General features: G+C 44.2%; 14 protein-coding genes. 6 read left to right on the top strand and 8 right to left on the bottom strand.

Going from position 1 to position 16,777, the window contains the following annotated elements; all coding sequences use genetic code 11:
• The first annotated feature begins 114 nt into the window (after positions 1–114).
• Positions 115–723: a glutathione S-transferase N-terminal domain-containing protein gene (locus tag C8N29_RS10640; protein ID WP_107866045.1), complete on the top strand. Its 609-nt coding sequence runs from the start codon at positions 115–117 to the stop codon at positions 721–723.
• Between the two features lie 52 nt (positions 724–775).
• Here the strand turns inward: C8N29_RS10640 and C8N29_RS10635 are convergent, their stop codons facing one another.
• The 3 genes from C8N29_RS10635 to fabR form a co-directional block, all read right to left on the bottom strand.
• A complete protein-coding gene (locus tag C8N29_RS10635; RefSeq protein ID WP_170106962.1) occupies positions 776–3,238 on the bottom strand; it encodes a FecR domain-containing protein in 2,463 nt (820 codons plus the stop codon).
• Between the two features lie 16 nt (positions 3,239–3,254).
• Entirely contained in the window at positions 3,255–4,577 is a 1,323-nt protein-coding gene (locus C8N29_RS10630; RefSeq protein WP_107866043.1) for a porin family protein, read from the bottom strand.
• Positions 4,578–4,830: 253 nt separating this feature from the next.
• Positions 4,831–5,490 (bottom strand): HTH-type transcriptional repressor FabR, encoded by a 660-nt coding sequence (fabR, locus tag C8N29_RS10625; RefSeq protein WP_107866042.1) that lies wholly within the window; start codon positions 5,488–5,490, stop codon positions 4,831–4,833.
• A 345-nt stretch (positions 5,491–5,835) separates the two neighbouring features.
• Between fabR and C8N29_RS10620 the strand changes: the two genes are divergently transcribed.
• From C8N29_RS10620 to C8N29_RS10610, 3 genes are all read left to right on the top strand, one after another.
• Positions 5,836–6,903, top strand: coding sequence for a ferredoxin reductase (locus C8N29_RS10620; protein ID WP_107866041.1), 1,068 nt, complete (start codon positions 5,836–5,838; stop codon positions 6,901–6,903).
• Between the two features lie 126 nt (positions 6,904–7,029).
• Positions 7,030–8,187 carry a fatty acid desaturase family protein gene (locus C8N29_RS10615; RefSeq protein ID WP_107866040.1) on the top strand — a complete coding sequence of 386 codons (1,158 nt, stop codon included), beginning with the start codon at positions 7,030–7,032 and terminating at the stop codon, positions 8,185–8,187.
• A 446-nt stretch (positions 8,188–8,633) separates the two neighbouring features.
• The gene (locus C8N29_RS10610; protein WP_204509329.1) at positions 8,634–8,996 is read left to right on the top strand and encodes a hypothetical protein; all 363 of its coding nucleotides are present in this window, start codon (positions 8,634–8,636) and stop codon (positions 8,994–8,996) included.
• A gap of 58 nt (positions 8,997–9,054) precedes the next feature.
• Here C8N29_RS10610 and C8N29_RS10605 read toward each other — a convergent pair whose 3' ends face one another.
• The 3 genes from C8N29_RS10605 to C8N29_RS10595 all read right to left on the bottom strand — a co-directional run bounded on the left by C8N29_RS10605 (position 9,055) and on the right by C8N29_RS10595 (position 12,753).
• Positions 9,055–10,125, bottom strand: a complete 1,071-nt coding sequence (locus C8N29_RS10605; RefSeq protein ID WP_107866039.1) for a YheT family hydrolase — start codon at positions 10,123–10,125, stop codon at positions 9,055–9,057.
• A 166-nt stretch (positions 10,126–10,291) separates the two neighbouring features.
• Positions 10,292–10,717, bottom strand: a complete 426-nt coding sequence (locus tag C8N29_RS10600) for a nuclear transport factor 2 family protein (protein WP_239987090.1) — start codon at positions 10,715–10,717, stop codon at positions 10,292–10,294.
• Between the two features lie 8 nt (positions 10,718–10,725).
• Positions 10,726–12,753, bottom strand: a complete 2,028-nt coding sequence (locus tag C8N29_RS10595) for an NADPH-dependent 2,4-dienoyl-CoA reductase (RefSeq protein WP_107866122.1) — start codon at positions 12,751–12,753, stop codon at positions 10,726–10,728.
• Between the two features lie 116 nt (positions 12,754–12,869).
• On the opposite strand from C8N29_RS10595, the gene C8N29_RS10590 reads away from it, so the two are divergent.
• Both C8N29_RS10590 and gpmI read left to right on the top strand, forming a co-directional pair.
• On the top strand, positions 12,870–13,409 hold the full coding sequence (locus tag C8N29_RS10590; protein WP_107866037.1) for a PadR family transcriptional regulator: 540 nt from the start codon (positions 12,870–12,872) through the stop codon (positions 13,407–13,409).
• 338 nt (positions 13,410–13,747) lie between these two features.
• Complete coding sequence (gene gpmI, locus C8N29_RS10585; RefSeq protein WP_107866036.1) at positions 13,748–15,283, top strand: 2,3-bisphosphoglycerate-independent phosphoglycerate mutase; 1,536 nt, start codon at positions 13,748–13,750, stop codon at positions 15,281–15,283.
• Between the two features lie 134 nt (positions 15,284–15,417).
• Here the strand turns inward: gpmI and C8N29_RS10580 are convergent, their stop codons facing one another.
• Both C8N29_RS10580 and C8N29_RS10575 read right to left on the bottom strand, forming a co-directional pair.
• On the bottom strand, positions 15,418–16,002 hold the full coding sequence (locus C8N29_RS10580) for a 5'-methylthioadenosine/S-adenosylhomocysteine nucleosidase family protein (RefSeq protein WP_107866035.1): 585 nt from the start codon (positions 16,000–16,002) through the stop codon (positions 15,418–15,420).
• Positions 16,003–16,004: 2 nt separating this feature from the next.
• A complete protein-coding gene (locus C8N29_RS10575) occupies positions 16,005–16,526 on the bottom strand; it encodes an adenine phosphoribosyltransferase (protein ID WP_107866034.1) in 522 nt (173 codons plus the stop codon).
• Positions 16,527–16,777: the final 251 nt, after the last annotated feature.

The raw sequence follows: 16,777 nt of genomic DNA, 5'->3' as shown, positions 1-16,777 counted from the left end.
TTAACCATCAGCTCACACATTCATTGTGCTATATTACCAAGATGACTCGAAAGCCTGTACGCATCTCACGACAGGCTTTTTTGTTATGATGTGCTAAAGAGTTTGGGTGTCACGATGAAACTAATTGCCTCCTTAACCAGCCCATTTGCGCGTAAAGTGCGTATGGTATTGGCAGAAAAAGCCATTCCTTTTGAGTTAGTGGTCGATATTCCTTGGCATGCAGAGACGCAAGTGCCATTAGCCAATCCTTTAGGGAAAGTGCCTGTCCTCGTATTACCGCAAGCGCAGAACCTATATGACTCACGGGTAATTGTGGATTATTTAGAATGTTTAGTCCCTCAACCCGCCTTAATCCCCACGCAACCTGAGTTCTATATTGCAGTCAAAAAAGTCGAAGCCTTAGCAGACGGTATTGCTGATGCGGCGGCTACTATTTTTATTGAGCGTCGACGTCCTGTAAACTTACAAAGTGAAGAATGGATTAACCGACAGCAACAAAAAATTGATTTAGGTCTTGCCGCGCTTGCTCAAGAGTTGGGTGAGGCTAGTTATATGGTTGGGACGGACTTTAGTTTGGCTGATATTGCGGCTATTTGCTGTTTAGGCTATTTGGATTTGCGCTTTAATCATCTCCATTGGCGGGAGTTATACCCTAATTTAGCTACATTTATGTTGGCAACAAATAGTCGTGCAAGCGTTCAGGCAACTGTCCCCGTGTTATAAATAAAAACGCGGCTTACTAAGCCGCGCTTTTATCATCAAATAGTATGATGTTTTATAAGCTAGGTAGATTAACCACAGGATTACCCAAGCCCATAGCCCCACTCACATCAAAGTTCGTTGCAGTACCTGCATTTACATTATTTGCGGTACCCGTCAATTGATAACCTAAACCAATCGCAGTAGGCACAACGGTTGCGGTATTGATAGTGACCAAATTGCCTGCAAATATACCGCTGGCTGAGCCGCTACAGCCTGTACAAACTAAACCAGAGCCGTTGCCTGTGGCGGCTGTGACGCTGAGCTGATTAAAGTTTAATTGACTCGTGCCTGTTAAATCAGTTTGTCCAGTAAAATTTAATTCAGCTAGACCAGCACTATTATTATCAAAGCCCGTGACAGAAGCGAGTAAAGAGGCAGTACCTAAACCACCAGAACCACTAAAGTTGACGATTACAAAGCCTGTTTGGGTTAAGCTATCGTTAGCCCCATTAATGAGTCCTTGAGGGGTAGAGCCACCTACCATATTATAGGTCACAACCCCACGGGTATTCGCCATGTCTGTGGTGGGGGTACCGATAATATAATGGACATCTAAACCCAAGTTGCCAATATTCGTCGCTGCTCCGTTAAAGCTGACTAAATTGCTTGACCCTGTAGGGGTTTTGGCAGTCCATTGCCCCCATGCTAATACTTTTTTGTAGCTGCCTGCATTAGCTGTGATAACGGAATTGGGGTCATCAACGCGGCCATAACTAGCCCCATCGGCTGTGGTCGCAGTCAGCAACTCACCTGTGGTGGGGTCAAACTTGCCACTGATAGCGGTTTCTTGTCTTAATAAGAGCGCATCGTTGTTGCCTACAAAACTGGCAGCAAACACGGCATCATTATTGCTGCTTATTTGGTTAACGCTGTCTCTGACTGTGGGCGTACTAGTTTGTGATGGGTTGAGCAGTAAAGCACCCACACCCTCAATGCTAGTTTGGTTGGCTAACAAAATTTGATAGGCCGCACCAACTTGTGAACTAAAGACATTGCCTTTACCATCACCGACGCCTGCAAACATAAAGCCAATCGAGGTGGCACAGCCTTGTTGGCAATCGGTAGTATTTTTGGCGAGTAAATTACTGATATCCGCCCCACCGACGCTATCAATATTAAAACGATGGATACCTGTTTCGTTGACAACATAGACGTTATTGTTAATAGAAACCTGTAAATCAATGTCAATCAAGCCTTGAGCGTAATTCACCGCCAAATTGAAGCGGTCTAATGTCCCTGCGTTACTGCCATTGCGTGCGGCACTCGCTCCATCTAACTGAAAGACAACGCGGGTATTTTCGTTATTCGTATTGGCTTGTAAGCCCACAATATACGGTAAAAATTGGTTGCTAGTGAGGCTAAAATTAGCACCTTCGAATTTGCCAGTCCCATTTGTCCATTCCCCAAAGGTTAACCCGCCTTTAGTTTGAATATTGACCGCTTTGAGTGTGCCTATATCAAAAATAGTAGTCGTTGTGGCTAGACTGTCTGGGTTACTGGCATTGATTTCTTCAATTTTGGTCACCGCGTTACGGTCAGTGCCTGTGGTATCTTTGAATTGCACACCAACTTGGCCTGTCGAGAGAGTATCTGTGGCTTCGCGTATTTTAGGAGTTGCCATCGCATAAAAAGGTGAAATTGTCCCTTGGCCTACATCTAAACTGATTTGAGAGTTTGGAAAGAGGGGCGATAATGGCGTTGGGTCAACGGGGTCAGTCACATCGTCTTCAGTTAACGGATTATCAACCCCAGCAATTAGATTAGGATTGGTGCTGCTATCATCTTTGGCAATGTTATTGCCGATATTTTCTTGACGTTCAGTCTGCCGCTCTTCTTTTTTATCTTCCTGCGTGGTGTTATCAGGATTATCGGCACGTGCTTGGGCGCTCACCCCTGATGGTGCAGGCTCGGGTGCTTTACCGTCTTGAGTTTGGAAAGTTTGACCTGCGCTGACATTACTACTACCAAAGTCATTGGTTAAATTGACAATGCCTTTGTTGACACTGACAACCAATACCCCATTTGACATCGTTCCCGCATAACCTGTTCCACGAATACCAATCGTTGCGACGGGTGTTTTGACTTTGTAGTTAGCACGATTGATTTTACCGATAGCACCACTGACCGTGCGCATACCACCGCGTACAAAATTAAATAATAGCGAGCCTTGTTCGGGTTTGTCTTTGGCATAACTATAGCTTTCTAAGCCAAAAACGGTATTGGGTTGTAGCGATAAAAAACTACCGTCAGTAAAGCGAATTTGTAAACGGCCTTTACCCGTTTCTAAACGCTCGCCACTGTTGACTAAATCGCCTTTAGCCAAACTACGGCGGCTACCATCGCTGGCAACGGCACTGACCTCGCCACTGACAAAATTGACACGTCCTGCAACATCTGCTAGGGCATGGCCAGAAACAAAAGCTGCCACCATCGCGCTGAGCAAGCCTTTTGGGGATAATAACGCGGTTCTAAACATACACTGTTCCTCCATGTTACAGGTCTATACGCAAGTCTAAAGCCACCACATGCCGAGTAGAATCAATCAAGGCAATATTGGAGTCATTACGACTATAGGTATAAGTTGGTTGTAAACTAAAGCGATTCGCCATTTTATAGGCAGAGCCTATACTAATATCGTATTGAGTTTCTTCGCGCGGCATATTAAATAGACCAAAGTTGGCTTGGAAGTCACGTTGTTCAACACTCAAGCCCACAGTCAGTTTACAGTGTTTATTAAACTGTAAGGCACCACCCGCACGTAAGCCTGCAAAGTCTTGGCTATATTGGTCAGCAGCGCTATCTTTGGTGTTTTCACTACCACCATACACGCTAGTGTAAAACACGGGAGTATATTGCCATTCTAAGGCGCGTGAATACGCTATACCCAGCGTCATGCGGTCTGCATCACGGGCACTCAGTTGGTCAAAACGAATTTGATTGTATTGGCCATAAGCACTTAATTGTGACAAGTCGGAAAGGGCATACTGATATTGTCCGAGTAAGCCAACTACATCCCGATAGTTTTCACTATCTAACCACATATTTTGGTAGTTGATTTTGCCAATCCATTGCGAGCGATTGACACTATAAGCTGCACCCGTACTGATATCGGCACTTTGATAATTGGACTCATTATGGTCGATATAACTGCGATTTTGTAGCGCAATATCGGCTAAGGCGGTGAGTTTGGGATTGACTTTATATTGCACGCCCGCGCCCGCGTTAATATTGGCAAAGCTGGCTTCTTCGGCGGTACTAATGGAAGAGGCCGAAATTTTGAATAACCCTAAAATCGGGGGCAGTGCAGCTGCGGTTTTTTCGGCATCGGCAGGTGCATTGTTGATGTTGCTATCATAACCCCCACCGACTTGTACATAGGCAGTAATTTGTCGTTTTTGTTGTTTTTCGATGGTATTGATAGTACCCAAGAACTGACTGACTAAGGCTTGTACTTCCGCAGGCGGATTATACTCTTGGATGGTTTGTAGCTCTGCACGTGCATTGGGTGTTTCGCCAATTGCTAAATGCGTGCGTGCAATTTGAACACGGCAAGGACCATTATTGGGTTCTATGGTCAAACAACGCTCAAAGGCAAAAATAGCACTGCTCGGGTCGCCGCTTTCTAATAGTGACAAACCTAACAAATAATCATATTTAGGGTCGCCTGCACGCTCATCTTCGAGAGGTGCAAGTAAATTATAAGCTTGTAGCGCTTGTTGTTGGCGAATGAGCGTATCTGCTTGTTGCAGAACATCGTCTGCCAGTGTGGGCGTTGTCGCCAGCATAAGCGCAAAAAAAAGAGCTTGAAAACGCATAGAGCCTTTCCCTGAGTAGTATCGTTATCGCAGTTAATAACTTCAGACCATGACAACAAACCCTATTATCGTCAGTACTTGTGGGTGTGTGTGACTGAAGTTGAGGTCACGGAGTAAAATACTCCTAAAAACTGCCGCTATTTATACACTATCTTGTAGTGTATAGAAAATATAGCAGGATGCGAATTAACTAGATAAACGGTTTTGTGCCAAGTAATCGACAAATTGCTTATGTCAATAGTTTACCCTTGAATTAGCTGGTAGGCGTCGTTGCGCTTATCAACTCGCCCTTATCGCTGCGCCAGTGCATTGCGCCGACAAAAATAAGGCGTAATTGTTTGACCGCACGCATACTCAATTCGTACTGTAAGCGTACTTGTTCGGCAGGTAATGACAAAATCTCACCACACCAGTTGATGGCAGTATTGATGACCAGATTAGCAATCATTTGTAAATCTTCGGTAGGCAGATTTTGCATGTCGGGAAACATCCGAAAGTCGGCTGTTAAGTCAGAGGAAAAATGATTGATTTCGCGCTGAATACTTTCTCTGATTTTGGCGGAGCCACTCAGCCGCTCGCGTGCTAAGAAGTCGAAATAACGTGCTTCTTGACGTACATATAATAAAAACATCATCACTGAGCTGTGAATTGCAATATGACCTGCGCCGTGTGCTTTTAAGCGTTCTTCGCGCAATAAACGACGTAAGCTAAGACACACTTCGTCGACTAAGGCCAATCCTAATTCATCCATATCGCGAAAATGACGATAAAACGCTGTGGGTACAACGCCTGCTTCGCGGGTCACTTCGCGTAAGCTAATACTGACAAAGCTACGACCATCACTCATCAACTTGAGGGCGGCATCCAATAAGGTTTGGCGAGTCTGTTGTTTGCGTTCATCACGAATAGTCATAGTTGTCTTTCAAAATAGCAGGGCAGAACGGATTAAGACAGCCAAATGGCGTTGGCCTAGAATGTTACATGTGTACACTAATCCTAGCAAAAAACGAGGTCTTTAGACAAACAAAAAGCAACTGTTTACGGTAAAAGAATAAAAAACATGGTGTGTACACTTGATTATGACACATAAAAAATCATTTTTTCTTTATAAAACAATATTTTATTTATTTTATTGCCACCATGCCCTCCGACTGTTCGGAAAATATATAAAAAAATTAGTGAACAAGTGTTGACTAATTTTTGCGGACTGCTATATTAAGTGTACAGATGTTCACTTTGATGAGTTTGGAGTTTGGTCATGTCAGCACTTAGCCCTATCGCCAGTCGTGTTGTTGGTAAAGCTGTAAAAGAAGATTGGCTCGATTTTGTATTTTCGCATGTTGATCCGATGATGACAGTGAGCCGCGTGATGGCGCGTGTGGTGACCATTCATAACGAAACAGCGGATATTAAGCGTTTTGTTTTTAAGCCAAACAAGCACTGGCGCGGTTTTGAAGCAGGTCAATTTGTTTCTTTTAAGGTGATGATTGACGGTAGTTATCGTGAGCGTTGCTATAGCTTAGTCAGTGCGCCAACTGAGCAAGTCATTGAAATTGCAGTAAAACGTCAACCTAATGGCAAAGTGTCTAACTGGTTACATGATGAATTGAAAGTAGGCGATGTTTTAGAGTTAGGTGATGTGGGCGGGGAATTTGTATTGCCTGCACGGTTGCCAACTAAGTTGTTATTAATTGCAGGTGGTAGCGGTATTACGCCTGTTTATAGTTTGGTCGTGGAAGCCTTAAAGCGTCAGCCCAACTTAGATATTGCGGTGATGTACTACGCTAATACAGATAAAGATTTGGCGTTTGCCAATGAGTTAGTTGAGCTAGCGGTCAAATATCCTTCATTAAAATTGACCTATGCCTTAGCAGAAACAGGTGTGAGTGGTCGTTTTAGTGAACAACAGTTAGCGAGTGCCTATGCCGATTACAGTGAACGTTTGACGTATTTGTGTGGTCCACAAGGTTTAATGAATGCTGTTAGCCAAGTTTGGCAAGAAAAAGGCATTAGTCAGCAACTGGTTAAAGAAATGTTTGGCTTTGCAGTGGCGAATCCTGAGGGTGCTGTCAAAGAGGTAGAGATTACCTTGCGCCGTAGCCAACAAGTCTTAAGCAATACGAAAGCCAGTTTGTTGGAGAGTGCAGAGGCAGCAGGAGCACGTCCTGTTTACGGTTGTCGCATTGGTATGTGTAAAACCTGTAGCTGTACCAAAGTGTCGGGGGTTGTCCGTGACTTGATTACTGGCGCGATTGACGACCAACCCAACACGCAAATTCGTATTTGTGTGACCGAGCCATTATCGCCCGTCACCTTAGATATTTAAGTTTTCTGTTCCCTCTCCTTGTTAAGGGGAGGGCTAGGGAGGGGTTGTCATATTACCCCCTCCTAAGCTCCCCCTAACTTAGGGGGAGGAAGATACAAACCAAATTCAGATTAAGTGAGAAAGATTATGGGTACTATCAGCAAAAGCCGTGAGTTGACCGCAGAAGAAATCAATGCCTTTGGTGCAGAGTTAGATGCTTTACGCAAAGAGGTAATGGCCTCTTTAGGCAAAAAAGAAGCCGATTACATTTATGGTGTACGTAACTTTGTACGTTATAGCGAAATTGCCAGTCGTAGCGCCTTAATGTTTTTAGGCTGGTTGCCACCAGTTTGGTTGGGTGCAACGGCTTTGTTGGGTGTTTCTAAAATTGTTGAGAACATGGAGCTTGGCCATAACGTCATGCATGGCCAATACGATTGGATGAATGATGCTTCTTTAAGAGGTAATAGTTATGAATGGGATACCGTTTGTACTGCCGATAACTGGCGTCACACGCACAACTATATGCACCACACTTACACTAATGTCCGTGAAGTTGATCATGATATTGGTTATGGCGTACTACGTATTTTTGGTGAGCAAAAGTGGGAGCCTCGCTTTTTAGCCAATCCCATTATGGCGACCATGTTGGCGGTTACTTTTGAGTGGACCTTGGCTTTACAATCTTTAGAGCTAGAAAAAGTCATCAGTGGCGAAAAAACATGGGCAGAAGTGCGTCAACAATTTAAACCCATTGCAGCAAAAATGCGTAAGCAATTTACGAAAGATTATATCTTCTTCCCGTTAATTGCAGGTCCCATGTTTTTGCCTGTATTAGCTGGTAATTTTGTTGCCAATTTGATTCGTAACTTTTGGACATTTGCCATTATTTTCTGTGGTCACTTTACTGAAGATGCAGAAACCTTTGATAAGTCTGTGTTAGAAAATGAAACCCGTGGCCAATGGTATTTACGTCAATTGCGCGGTTCGAGTAACTTAAAAGGCGGCAAAATTTTCAACTTGTTGACAGGTAACTTAAGCCATCAAATTGAACATCATATGTTTCCAGATGTGCCCGGTGTACGTTATGCAGACATGGCAGTAAAAGTGCAAGAGATTGCGGCTCGTTATGGTCAACACTATAACACGGGCTCATTTACTAAGCAGTTTTCGACGGTTGTAGGTCGTATTTTCAAATACGCTTTACCGTTCAAAGTAAAGGCAGAAGCGAAACCCATGGCTGTACCTAGCGCAACGGTTGTACCATTAGCAACGCCAAAAATGAACGAAGGAATTGCCGCTTAAGGCACTCAGGTTTGGCTAGCTCGCGTGCTTATTGTGTGGTCGTCGTCTTGGTGCACGTTGTGGATAAACCGTAAAAGATGATTTGGGTCTTGGCAAGCAGATATTCAGCAATTCTATCTGTTGTGAGTGACAAAACGTGTCTGTGTTGTTGCTAAGGTTGAGGCCTAAATTCGACATGAGTAACAGACTTGGCTTTGGCTTCCGAAAGCCCTTGTCGGGCTTAAACCAAGTCTGGGCAGTGGAGCATGTTGATATCTGGTTATCCACGGAGCTGGCCAATATTTCTAAATGTGCTAGGCTAAAGATGTTTTGTACCTTGTCTGAGTCAGTTTTTATCCGCCATGAGACTGGAAAGTAATCTTACAACAGTCAGGAGTGTGCTGTGATAAAAATGGTCATCACACTATGTACCAATTCAATATCCATGTTCATTCAGGAAAGTAGACATGAAAACCGCCTTAACCCGTTTAGAAGCACTCAAAGATTTAGTTCAGCAAGCCATTGATACGGGCGCGACCTCTGTAGAGCAAATCCATAAAACTATTGCTGCCTTACCCCTAGCCGTTTTAGAAAAACAAGGTTTGTTGGATATAGATAGTGATAAACGTGATGAGTTGTGGGATAAAAGTTTTGGTCAGGTCTACGAAGCGATTCGCCGTGTTAATCAAGAAGTCGGTGAGTTAGCTAGCCAAGCCTTTGAAACCATTGAAGACCAAATCATTATTCAAAAAAATATTAGCGATGCTGATGCAGAAAAACAAGTGATTGAATCACCTGTCGCGGTTGAGCCAACATCGAAAGTCGTCTAAACGTAGACTCATCCATAGACCCTCCTATGTTCAATCACATGAACATAGGGGTTTACGTTTAGGCTTGAGCGGCCATCAGCAAAAAATACTGACTCATCAAGCGCGCTGACCAAGAGCGAGCCGACCACCCCTCATAATGCGCGCAGTGGCTACCGTGTTTGGTGGTCACTAAAAGCACATTCGGCATGGTTTGAATGGTGTGTAGCCACGGTTTAAGATTGTCTATACGGCAAACAGGATCATCTTCGGCATTGAGCACCATTAACGGTGTTTTAATGGCATCAAAAACATACATCGGATTATTAGCTGCATTATAAGCGGCATAATCTGAGTAGCCTGCAAATTCGTACAAAGTTTTATAGAGAGTGGCTAAGTTTTGTACTTCGACAAGGGATTTAGCGGTCTTAAAGTGAGCAATATGCCTTTGATTAGGCAAAATAAATTGTTTAACCAACTTTTTGGCCATCATTCGACTATACCAAGGATGTACCACGTCAAAACTTTGGTCGATATCATAACCCGGACAGTAGGCAAAACAGGCACGAAAGGGCGCATTGTCGCCTTCTTCCCCTAAATAACGCACCAACAAACCAGACCCTGCCGATGAGCCAACCGCATAAAGTGAGGATTGCGGAAATCTCTCGCGAATCACGTTAAGCTGCTCACGTAAATCTTCCGTGCAGCCCATTAAATTGATACGTGGTGTTTTTAACGGTAGATGACCATGACCCCGACGCAAACAAAGCACAATCCGCCAACCTGTCCCCTGATGTAAGTCTTGTATTAATTCGGCCATACTGTCTGGACTACCTGTAATGGTGTGCATGACAACAATGGTGGGTGTATTTGCAGGCAGTTTGTGACCAAGCCAATACAGTGCGGTTAAGCCGCCGTCTCGCATCGTCAGTTGTTCGTGGTGGTCATAAAGCGATGCACTGTGTCGCCCAAGTTTTTGTTTACCTTTGCGTAAACTATGGAAAATCAGTTGGGTGTGGGCATTAAACAACCACGGAGTCGGTCTAAAGGTCTTATGTAACAGTGGCAACGAAGCGATAACGTGACGGTTATGTGGGGTGTCGTGGTAAATCACTTGCGGTTTATGATGATGAGACCGAAGATGCTGAGGCATGTTTTGGCTATCCTATCAGGTTTGCTGATTTGGTTTCGACTCACTTCGACTTAGCTCAGTGACCCCCGCTCAACTATCCCTACTCTGTTCCGTGAACGAGTTGAAAGGCAAGTAACGTAAAAATGCCCCCTGAGCGGAGTCGAAGGGAGGAGGCTGTTTTTAACTGTTAAGTATGGGCTTGAGCTGCACTAAAACGTGCGCCCATTTCGGCAGCCAATGCTTGTAAGGCACTGAGCGGACGAATCATCACTTCAAACTCGGCGATTTTACCTTCGGCATCAAAACGAATCATATCAATGCCTTTAAGTTCGCGGTCACCAACACGCGCACTAAACTCCAATACCACACTCAGGCCATCTTCTGAGGCAAATTCACGGTGATAGTTAAAGTCCTCAAAAACCTGCATCACGGTATTGAGAATAAAATTGAGGACTGGCGCACTGTGATAGGGTTTGTGCATGGCGGGCGAACGAAACACTACATCGGGTCGTGTCATCTCTAACAAACCTGTAAAATCACCTTGACTAATCATGGTGTGCCATTGGGCGAGTGACGTGGCAACAGCAGGGCTGACAGCAAGAGTATTCATCATGTTTTTCCTTAAATAGTAGCGGCTAAACGCACGCCTTGGTTAATCGCACGTTTGGCATCTAACTCGGCTGCTTCATCAGCACCACCAATTAAATGTACCTTGACATTAGCTTCGTTAAGTGCGGCAAATAACTCACGTTGTGGTTCTTGGCCTGCACAAATCACCACATGGTCAACCGCAAGTAACTGTGGTTCACCATTAACGCGAATATGTAAACCTGCGTCATCTATTGCGTCATAAGTGACGGCAGGCATCATTTTCACATTACGACTTGCTAAACCTGCACGATGTATCCAACCTGTGGTTTTGCCTAAACCTTCACCCACTTTACTGGTCTTGCGTTGTAACAAATACACCTCGCGTGGTGAGTCTTCGACTTCGGTGGGCATTAAACCTCCTGCATGGCGGTAAGAACTATCAATCCCCCATTCACGATTAAATTTGTCACGGTCTTGGCTACCACTCACGCCTTCATGGGTTAAGTATTCGCAAACATCAAAACCAATACCACCTGCACCAATCACCGCTACTTTTTTACCAACAGGCTGTTTATCGCGTAATACATCCAAATAACTCAGCACTTTTTGATGGTTTGCACCTGAAATGGGTGGCGTACGTGGCATAATACCTGTGGCTAACACCACTTCATCATAGTTTTCATTGATGAGAAAATTAGCATCAACTCGTGTATTCAAATGTAAATCCACGCCTGTCACTTGTAGTTGGCGATTAAAATAACGAATGGTTTCGTAAAACTCTTCTTTACCGGGTACTTGTTTGGCAATATTAAATTGACCGCCAATTTCATGGCTGGCTTCAAATAAACTCACTGCATGGCCACGCTGCGCGGCAGTAACCGCAAAACTCAGACCCGCAGGCCCTGCACCTACCACGGCAATCCGTTTTTTGGCTTCGCTTGGACGAATGATAATTTCGGTCTCATGGCAAGCGCGTGGATTGACTAAACAACTGGTAATTTTGAGTGAGAAGGTGTGGTCTAAACAGGCTTGATTACAGCCAATACAGGTATTGATTTCATCGGCACGTTGTTCGGCAGCTTTGCGTACAAAGTCAGGGTCAGCCAAAAAGGGACGCGCCATTGACACCATATCGGCATGACCCTCAGCCAATACTTGTTCGGCAATTTCGGGGGTGTTAATACGATTGGTGGTAATTAACGGAATGTTGACCTGTCCCATTAACCGTTGTGTCACCCACGTAAAGCCTGCACGCGGTACTTTGGTGGCTATGGTCGGCACACGCGCTTCATGCCAACCAATGCCTGTATTGATAATGGTTGCACCTGCCGCTTCAATCGATTTGGCCAGTTGCACCACTTCGTCAAAGGTTGAACCGCCTTCGACCAAATCCAACATCGACAAACGATAAATAATAATGAAGTTTGTGCCAACACGCTCACGCACACGGCGGACAATTTCGACAGGAAAACGGATACGATTTTGATAACTACCACCCCATTCATCCTCACGGTGATTGGTGCGCGCGGCAATAAATTGATTGATGAGATAACCTTCCGAACCCATCACTTCAACGCCATCATAACCTGCATATTGGGCTAAAGCGGCACAACGTGCAAAGTTATCAATGGTTTGTAAAATTTCTTCGTGGCTGAGGGCGCGTGGCGTAAAAGGATTAATGGGCGCTTTAACCGCACTGGGCGCGATTTGATTGGGCTGATAACTATAACGACCTGTATGCAAAATTTGCAGCGCAATTTTGCCACCTTCCCGATGTACCGCCTCAGTGACGACACGGTGATGCTCGGCTTCTTCGGTGGTGGTTAATTTGGTCGCGTTTTGAAAAACAGCCCCATAATCATCGGGCGAAATGCCACCTGTGACAATTAAACCTACACCACCCCGCGCACGTTCGGCATAAAAAGCGGCCATCCGTTCAAAACCCTGTTCGGCTTCTTCCAAATTTAAGTGCATAGAACCCATCAGTACCCGATTGGCTAAGGTAGTAAAACCGAGGTCTAAGGGTTTGAGAAGGTGAGGATATAAGGTTGATGTCATGGGATACTGCCTATATTTTGCAACTAATTGCATATTTATAGCAGCCTCCTTTATAAATTGCAACTAATTGCATAATAGAGCTATAATTTGGTCATTGTTTTTAAGATGTACAGTCAATGTCTTTAGCTCATGCCTTATTAACCTCTTTACTAGAGAAGCCTTGTTCGGGCTTAGACCTCGCGCGGCGTTTTCAACGCTCAATCGGCTTTTTTTGGCCTGCTTCCCATCAATTAATTTATAAAGAATTAGGCAAATTGGAGTCGCTAGGTTGGGTTGTATCAGTCGCAGAGGAGGGGGCAAGAGGCAGAAAACGTGTGTATCAGGTGTTACCCACAGGACGCACAGAATTATTACGTTGGGTGGCTGACACCGAAGAACCCACGCCATTACGTGATGCGTTAATGGTGCGTTTGCGTGCCGAAGCAGTGTTGGGGGCAAACTCTGGCGCAGTCAATGACTTGAACTATCGTTTAGCCACACACAAACAAAAATTGGCACTGTATCAAGAAATTGAGCAACGTGATTTTGCAGGGCGTGAGTTGTCGCGCGCAGAACAATTGCAATATTTGGTGTTACAGTCGGGTTTAGTGGCTGAGGCGAGTCAAATCGAATTATGTGAAAAGGGCTTAGCGTTACTGAATAAACTCGATAGTTAAAGGCTTTAAGCCAAAACAAAGTCGGATTTTTGCTGAAAATACAGCCAAATTTGTCATAATTGCCTAAGTCCTTAGCCTATAACACTGCTAAAATACGCCTCTTTTTTAGGGTTGACGCGGTTATCGCTTATTTACGCGCATTTCACCGTTTCCAACGGCTTTATGCTTGTAAAACGCGCTAATTACGATGTAATGCGTCGAGCAAGTTTTTTGGTTTTTTATGACTTACGCGGTTATCGCTTATTTGTTCGCATTGCAGGCATTTTTAATGCCTTTATGTTCACAAAACGCGCTAATTTCGATGAAATGCGTAAGTCTTATCTGATGAGAGTGGTGTTATGCGTAAGCCTTATGTGTTAATTATTTTGGATGGTTTTGGTCACAGCGAAACCTCCGATTCCAATGCAATTAAAGCGGCGCATACGCCTAACTGGCAACAAATTTTACAAGAAAACGCCAATGGTTTAATTTCGGGTTCTGGCGAAGACGTCGGTTTGCCTGATGGTCAAATGGGTAACTCCGAAGTCGGCCACATGAATTTGGGTGCAGGACGTATTGTTTATCAAGACTTTACCCGTGTCACCAAGTCAATTCGTGATGGCGATTTTTTTACTAACCCTGTCATAACGTCTGCCGTAGATAAAGCCGTTGCTCAGCAAAAAGCGGTGCATATTTGGGGCTTATTATCCGAAGGTGGTGTGCATTCCCACGAAGATCATTTACATGCCATGGTCAAATTGGCGGTTGAGCGTGGCGCACAACAGGTTTATGTTCATGCTTTTTTAGATGGTCGTGACACCCCACCCAAAAGCGCAATGCCTTCCTTAGAAAAAATGGATGCTGCCTTACGTGCGACAGGCAAAGGTCGTATTGCCTCGATTATTGGTCGTTATTATGCCATGGATCGTGATAATCGTTGGGAGCGTGTTGAACAAGCTTATCGTTTAATGACTGAAGGTGTTGCTGAGCGTACTGCACCCACTGCAATGGCAGCATTAACGGCGGCTTATGAAGCGGGTGAGAGTGATGAGTTTGTTAAAGCCACCGCGATTATTGGCGAAGGTGAGCAGGCTGCCTTAATTAATGATGGTGATGCGATTGTGTTTATGAATTTCCGTGCTGACCGTGCGCGTGAAATTTCCAAAGCCTTTGTTGATACAGACTTTACAGGTTTTGAACGTCGTGTCCGTCCGCAGTTAGCCGAATTTGTCATGTTGACCCAATATTCTGCCAGCATCAAAGCACCTGTGGCTTATAAACCTGAAGATTTAAACAATACCTTAGGTGAGTATTTGGCTAACTTGGGCAAAACCCAATTACGTATTGCTGAAACCGAAAAATATGCCCACGTCACCTTCTTCTTTAGTGGTGGCCGTGAAGACTTATTTGCTGGTGAGCAACGTATTTTAGTGCCATCTCCCAAAGTGGCAACTTATGATTTGCAACCTGAAATGAGTGCCTATGAAGTCACTGACAAATTGGTGGCAGCGATTAAGTCGGGTGAATTTGATGCCTTAATTTGTAATTATGCCAATGGCGATATGGTCGGGCATACAGGCGTGTTTGATGCGGCAGTGAAAGCGGTTGAAGCCTTAGATATGTGTTTAGGTCGTTTGTATGCGGCTATTAAAGAAGTCGGTGGCGAAATGATTATTACCGCTGACCACGGTAACGTTGAGCAAATGATGGATAACCAAACAGGTCAAGCCCATACTGCACATACCTGTGAATTAGTACCATTTGCCTATGTGGGTCGTAAGGCGACGATTAAACAAGGTGGCGTGTTGTCGGATGTTGCCCCCACGTTATTAACCTTAATGGGGCTACCAATTCCTGCCGAAATGACAGGTAAAGTGTTGATTGATTTTGAGTAATTAAAAAAGCTGCAGTCATGCATAATGCTATCCAGTTAAGCAATTTTTGCTGACTTGGTTTCGACTTCGCTCAACCACCCCGACTCCGCTCAGTCAACGCAAAAATGCGCCCTGAGCGGAGTCGAAGGGCAATTTTAATAACTTAGTGTTGGCAATGTAACCGTTAACGCCTCACATAACCTTTCAGCCGATAGCTTAACGGCTTGTTGCCAATCAGTTGCGGCTTGGCCATTTGCACCATCAGTAATAAATTTTAGGCACAAAAACGGCGTGTCAAAATGACGGCTAACTTTGGCCAACGCATACGCTTCCATATCAATCACTTCTAACTCAAAATGCGGATGCGCTTCAGTGACAAATTTGTCGCCTGTAAAACAAGTGGCTTGTGGTAGATGTGCCACGCTTAAACCATGTTCTAAATGAATATCAGCTTCAAAAGGCGTTTGCCCTACGGCAAATCCAATGGCAGAAGCATTCATATCATGTTGCACAAAACGATTGGCACAAACCACATGACCTGCGTCAAACAAATGCGAGCCTGCTGAGCCAACATTAATCACCAAGGGTTTCTCAGCCATTTGTGCTAATTTGTGGGTGAGTGCTAAGGTAGCATTCACTTTACCCACACCTGTATATAACACCTCATCAGCAAAACCATTGAGTTGTTGTTGATGGTTTTCTTGTTCTAAGGCTAATACCAATAAAATCGGTCTAGACACTTTTAAGCTCCATAACTAAACAACGTACGTGGCTTGCGGCCTTGCCATAAAAATTGATTTAAATCAGCTAAATTAATGAGGGTCATGGTTTGTTGAATATCATGTCCTGCTAAGCTACAAAGTTGGCAAGCAGCATTTAATGTGCCACCTGTTGCTAAAACATCATCAACAATCAACACCCGTTGTGGTTGAAATTGACTAGAAATTTCCAAACGATCTTGGCCATATTCTAAGTCATAGCTAACCTGATGAACTGGAGGGGGTAATTTATTGGGTTTACGTACCACTAAAAAGCCTTTATTTTTAGCGTAGGCCAATGCCGAGGCAAAAATAAAACCGCGTGACTCAATGCCAACAATCGCATCAATGGTACTCCATTCTTCATCCGTTAATAAGTTTGCTAACGCATCAATGGTTGCTGGCAATTGTTGATTTAACAGTGGGGTAATATCCCTAAATAAAATGCCTTGTTTGGGAAAATCGGGTACACAACGAATATAAGATTCAAGCGTCGCAATAGACATTATAAATTCCTTAACCAACAGATAGTATGATGGCAACATCAATCAGGTGTCTCAAGAAGTAGACAAAATAACAATAACGCAACCATGCAGTAGACTATCCACGCATGACGGCCTACAGGAAGATTGTTACTCTTAGCGCCTATTGCAAAGATAACACTACATGTAGTCTGCCCAAAGACCCAACTGCGTGATAGTGTAGATAGAGTATGCTAAGCGAACATATAAACGCGCATCGCAACAAAAACTTAAGT

This window comes from Agitococcus lubricus (assembly GCF_003051055.1).
GTDB classification, from domain to species: domain Bacteria; phylum Pseudomonadota; class Gammaproteobacteria; order Pseudomonadales; family Moraxellaceae; genus Agitococcus; species Agitococcus lubricus.
This window is presented reverse-complemented; position numbering and strand designations above follow the sequence as displayed.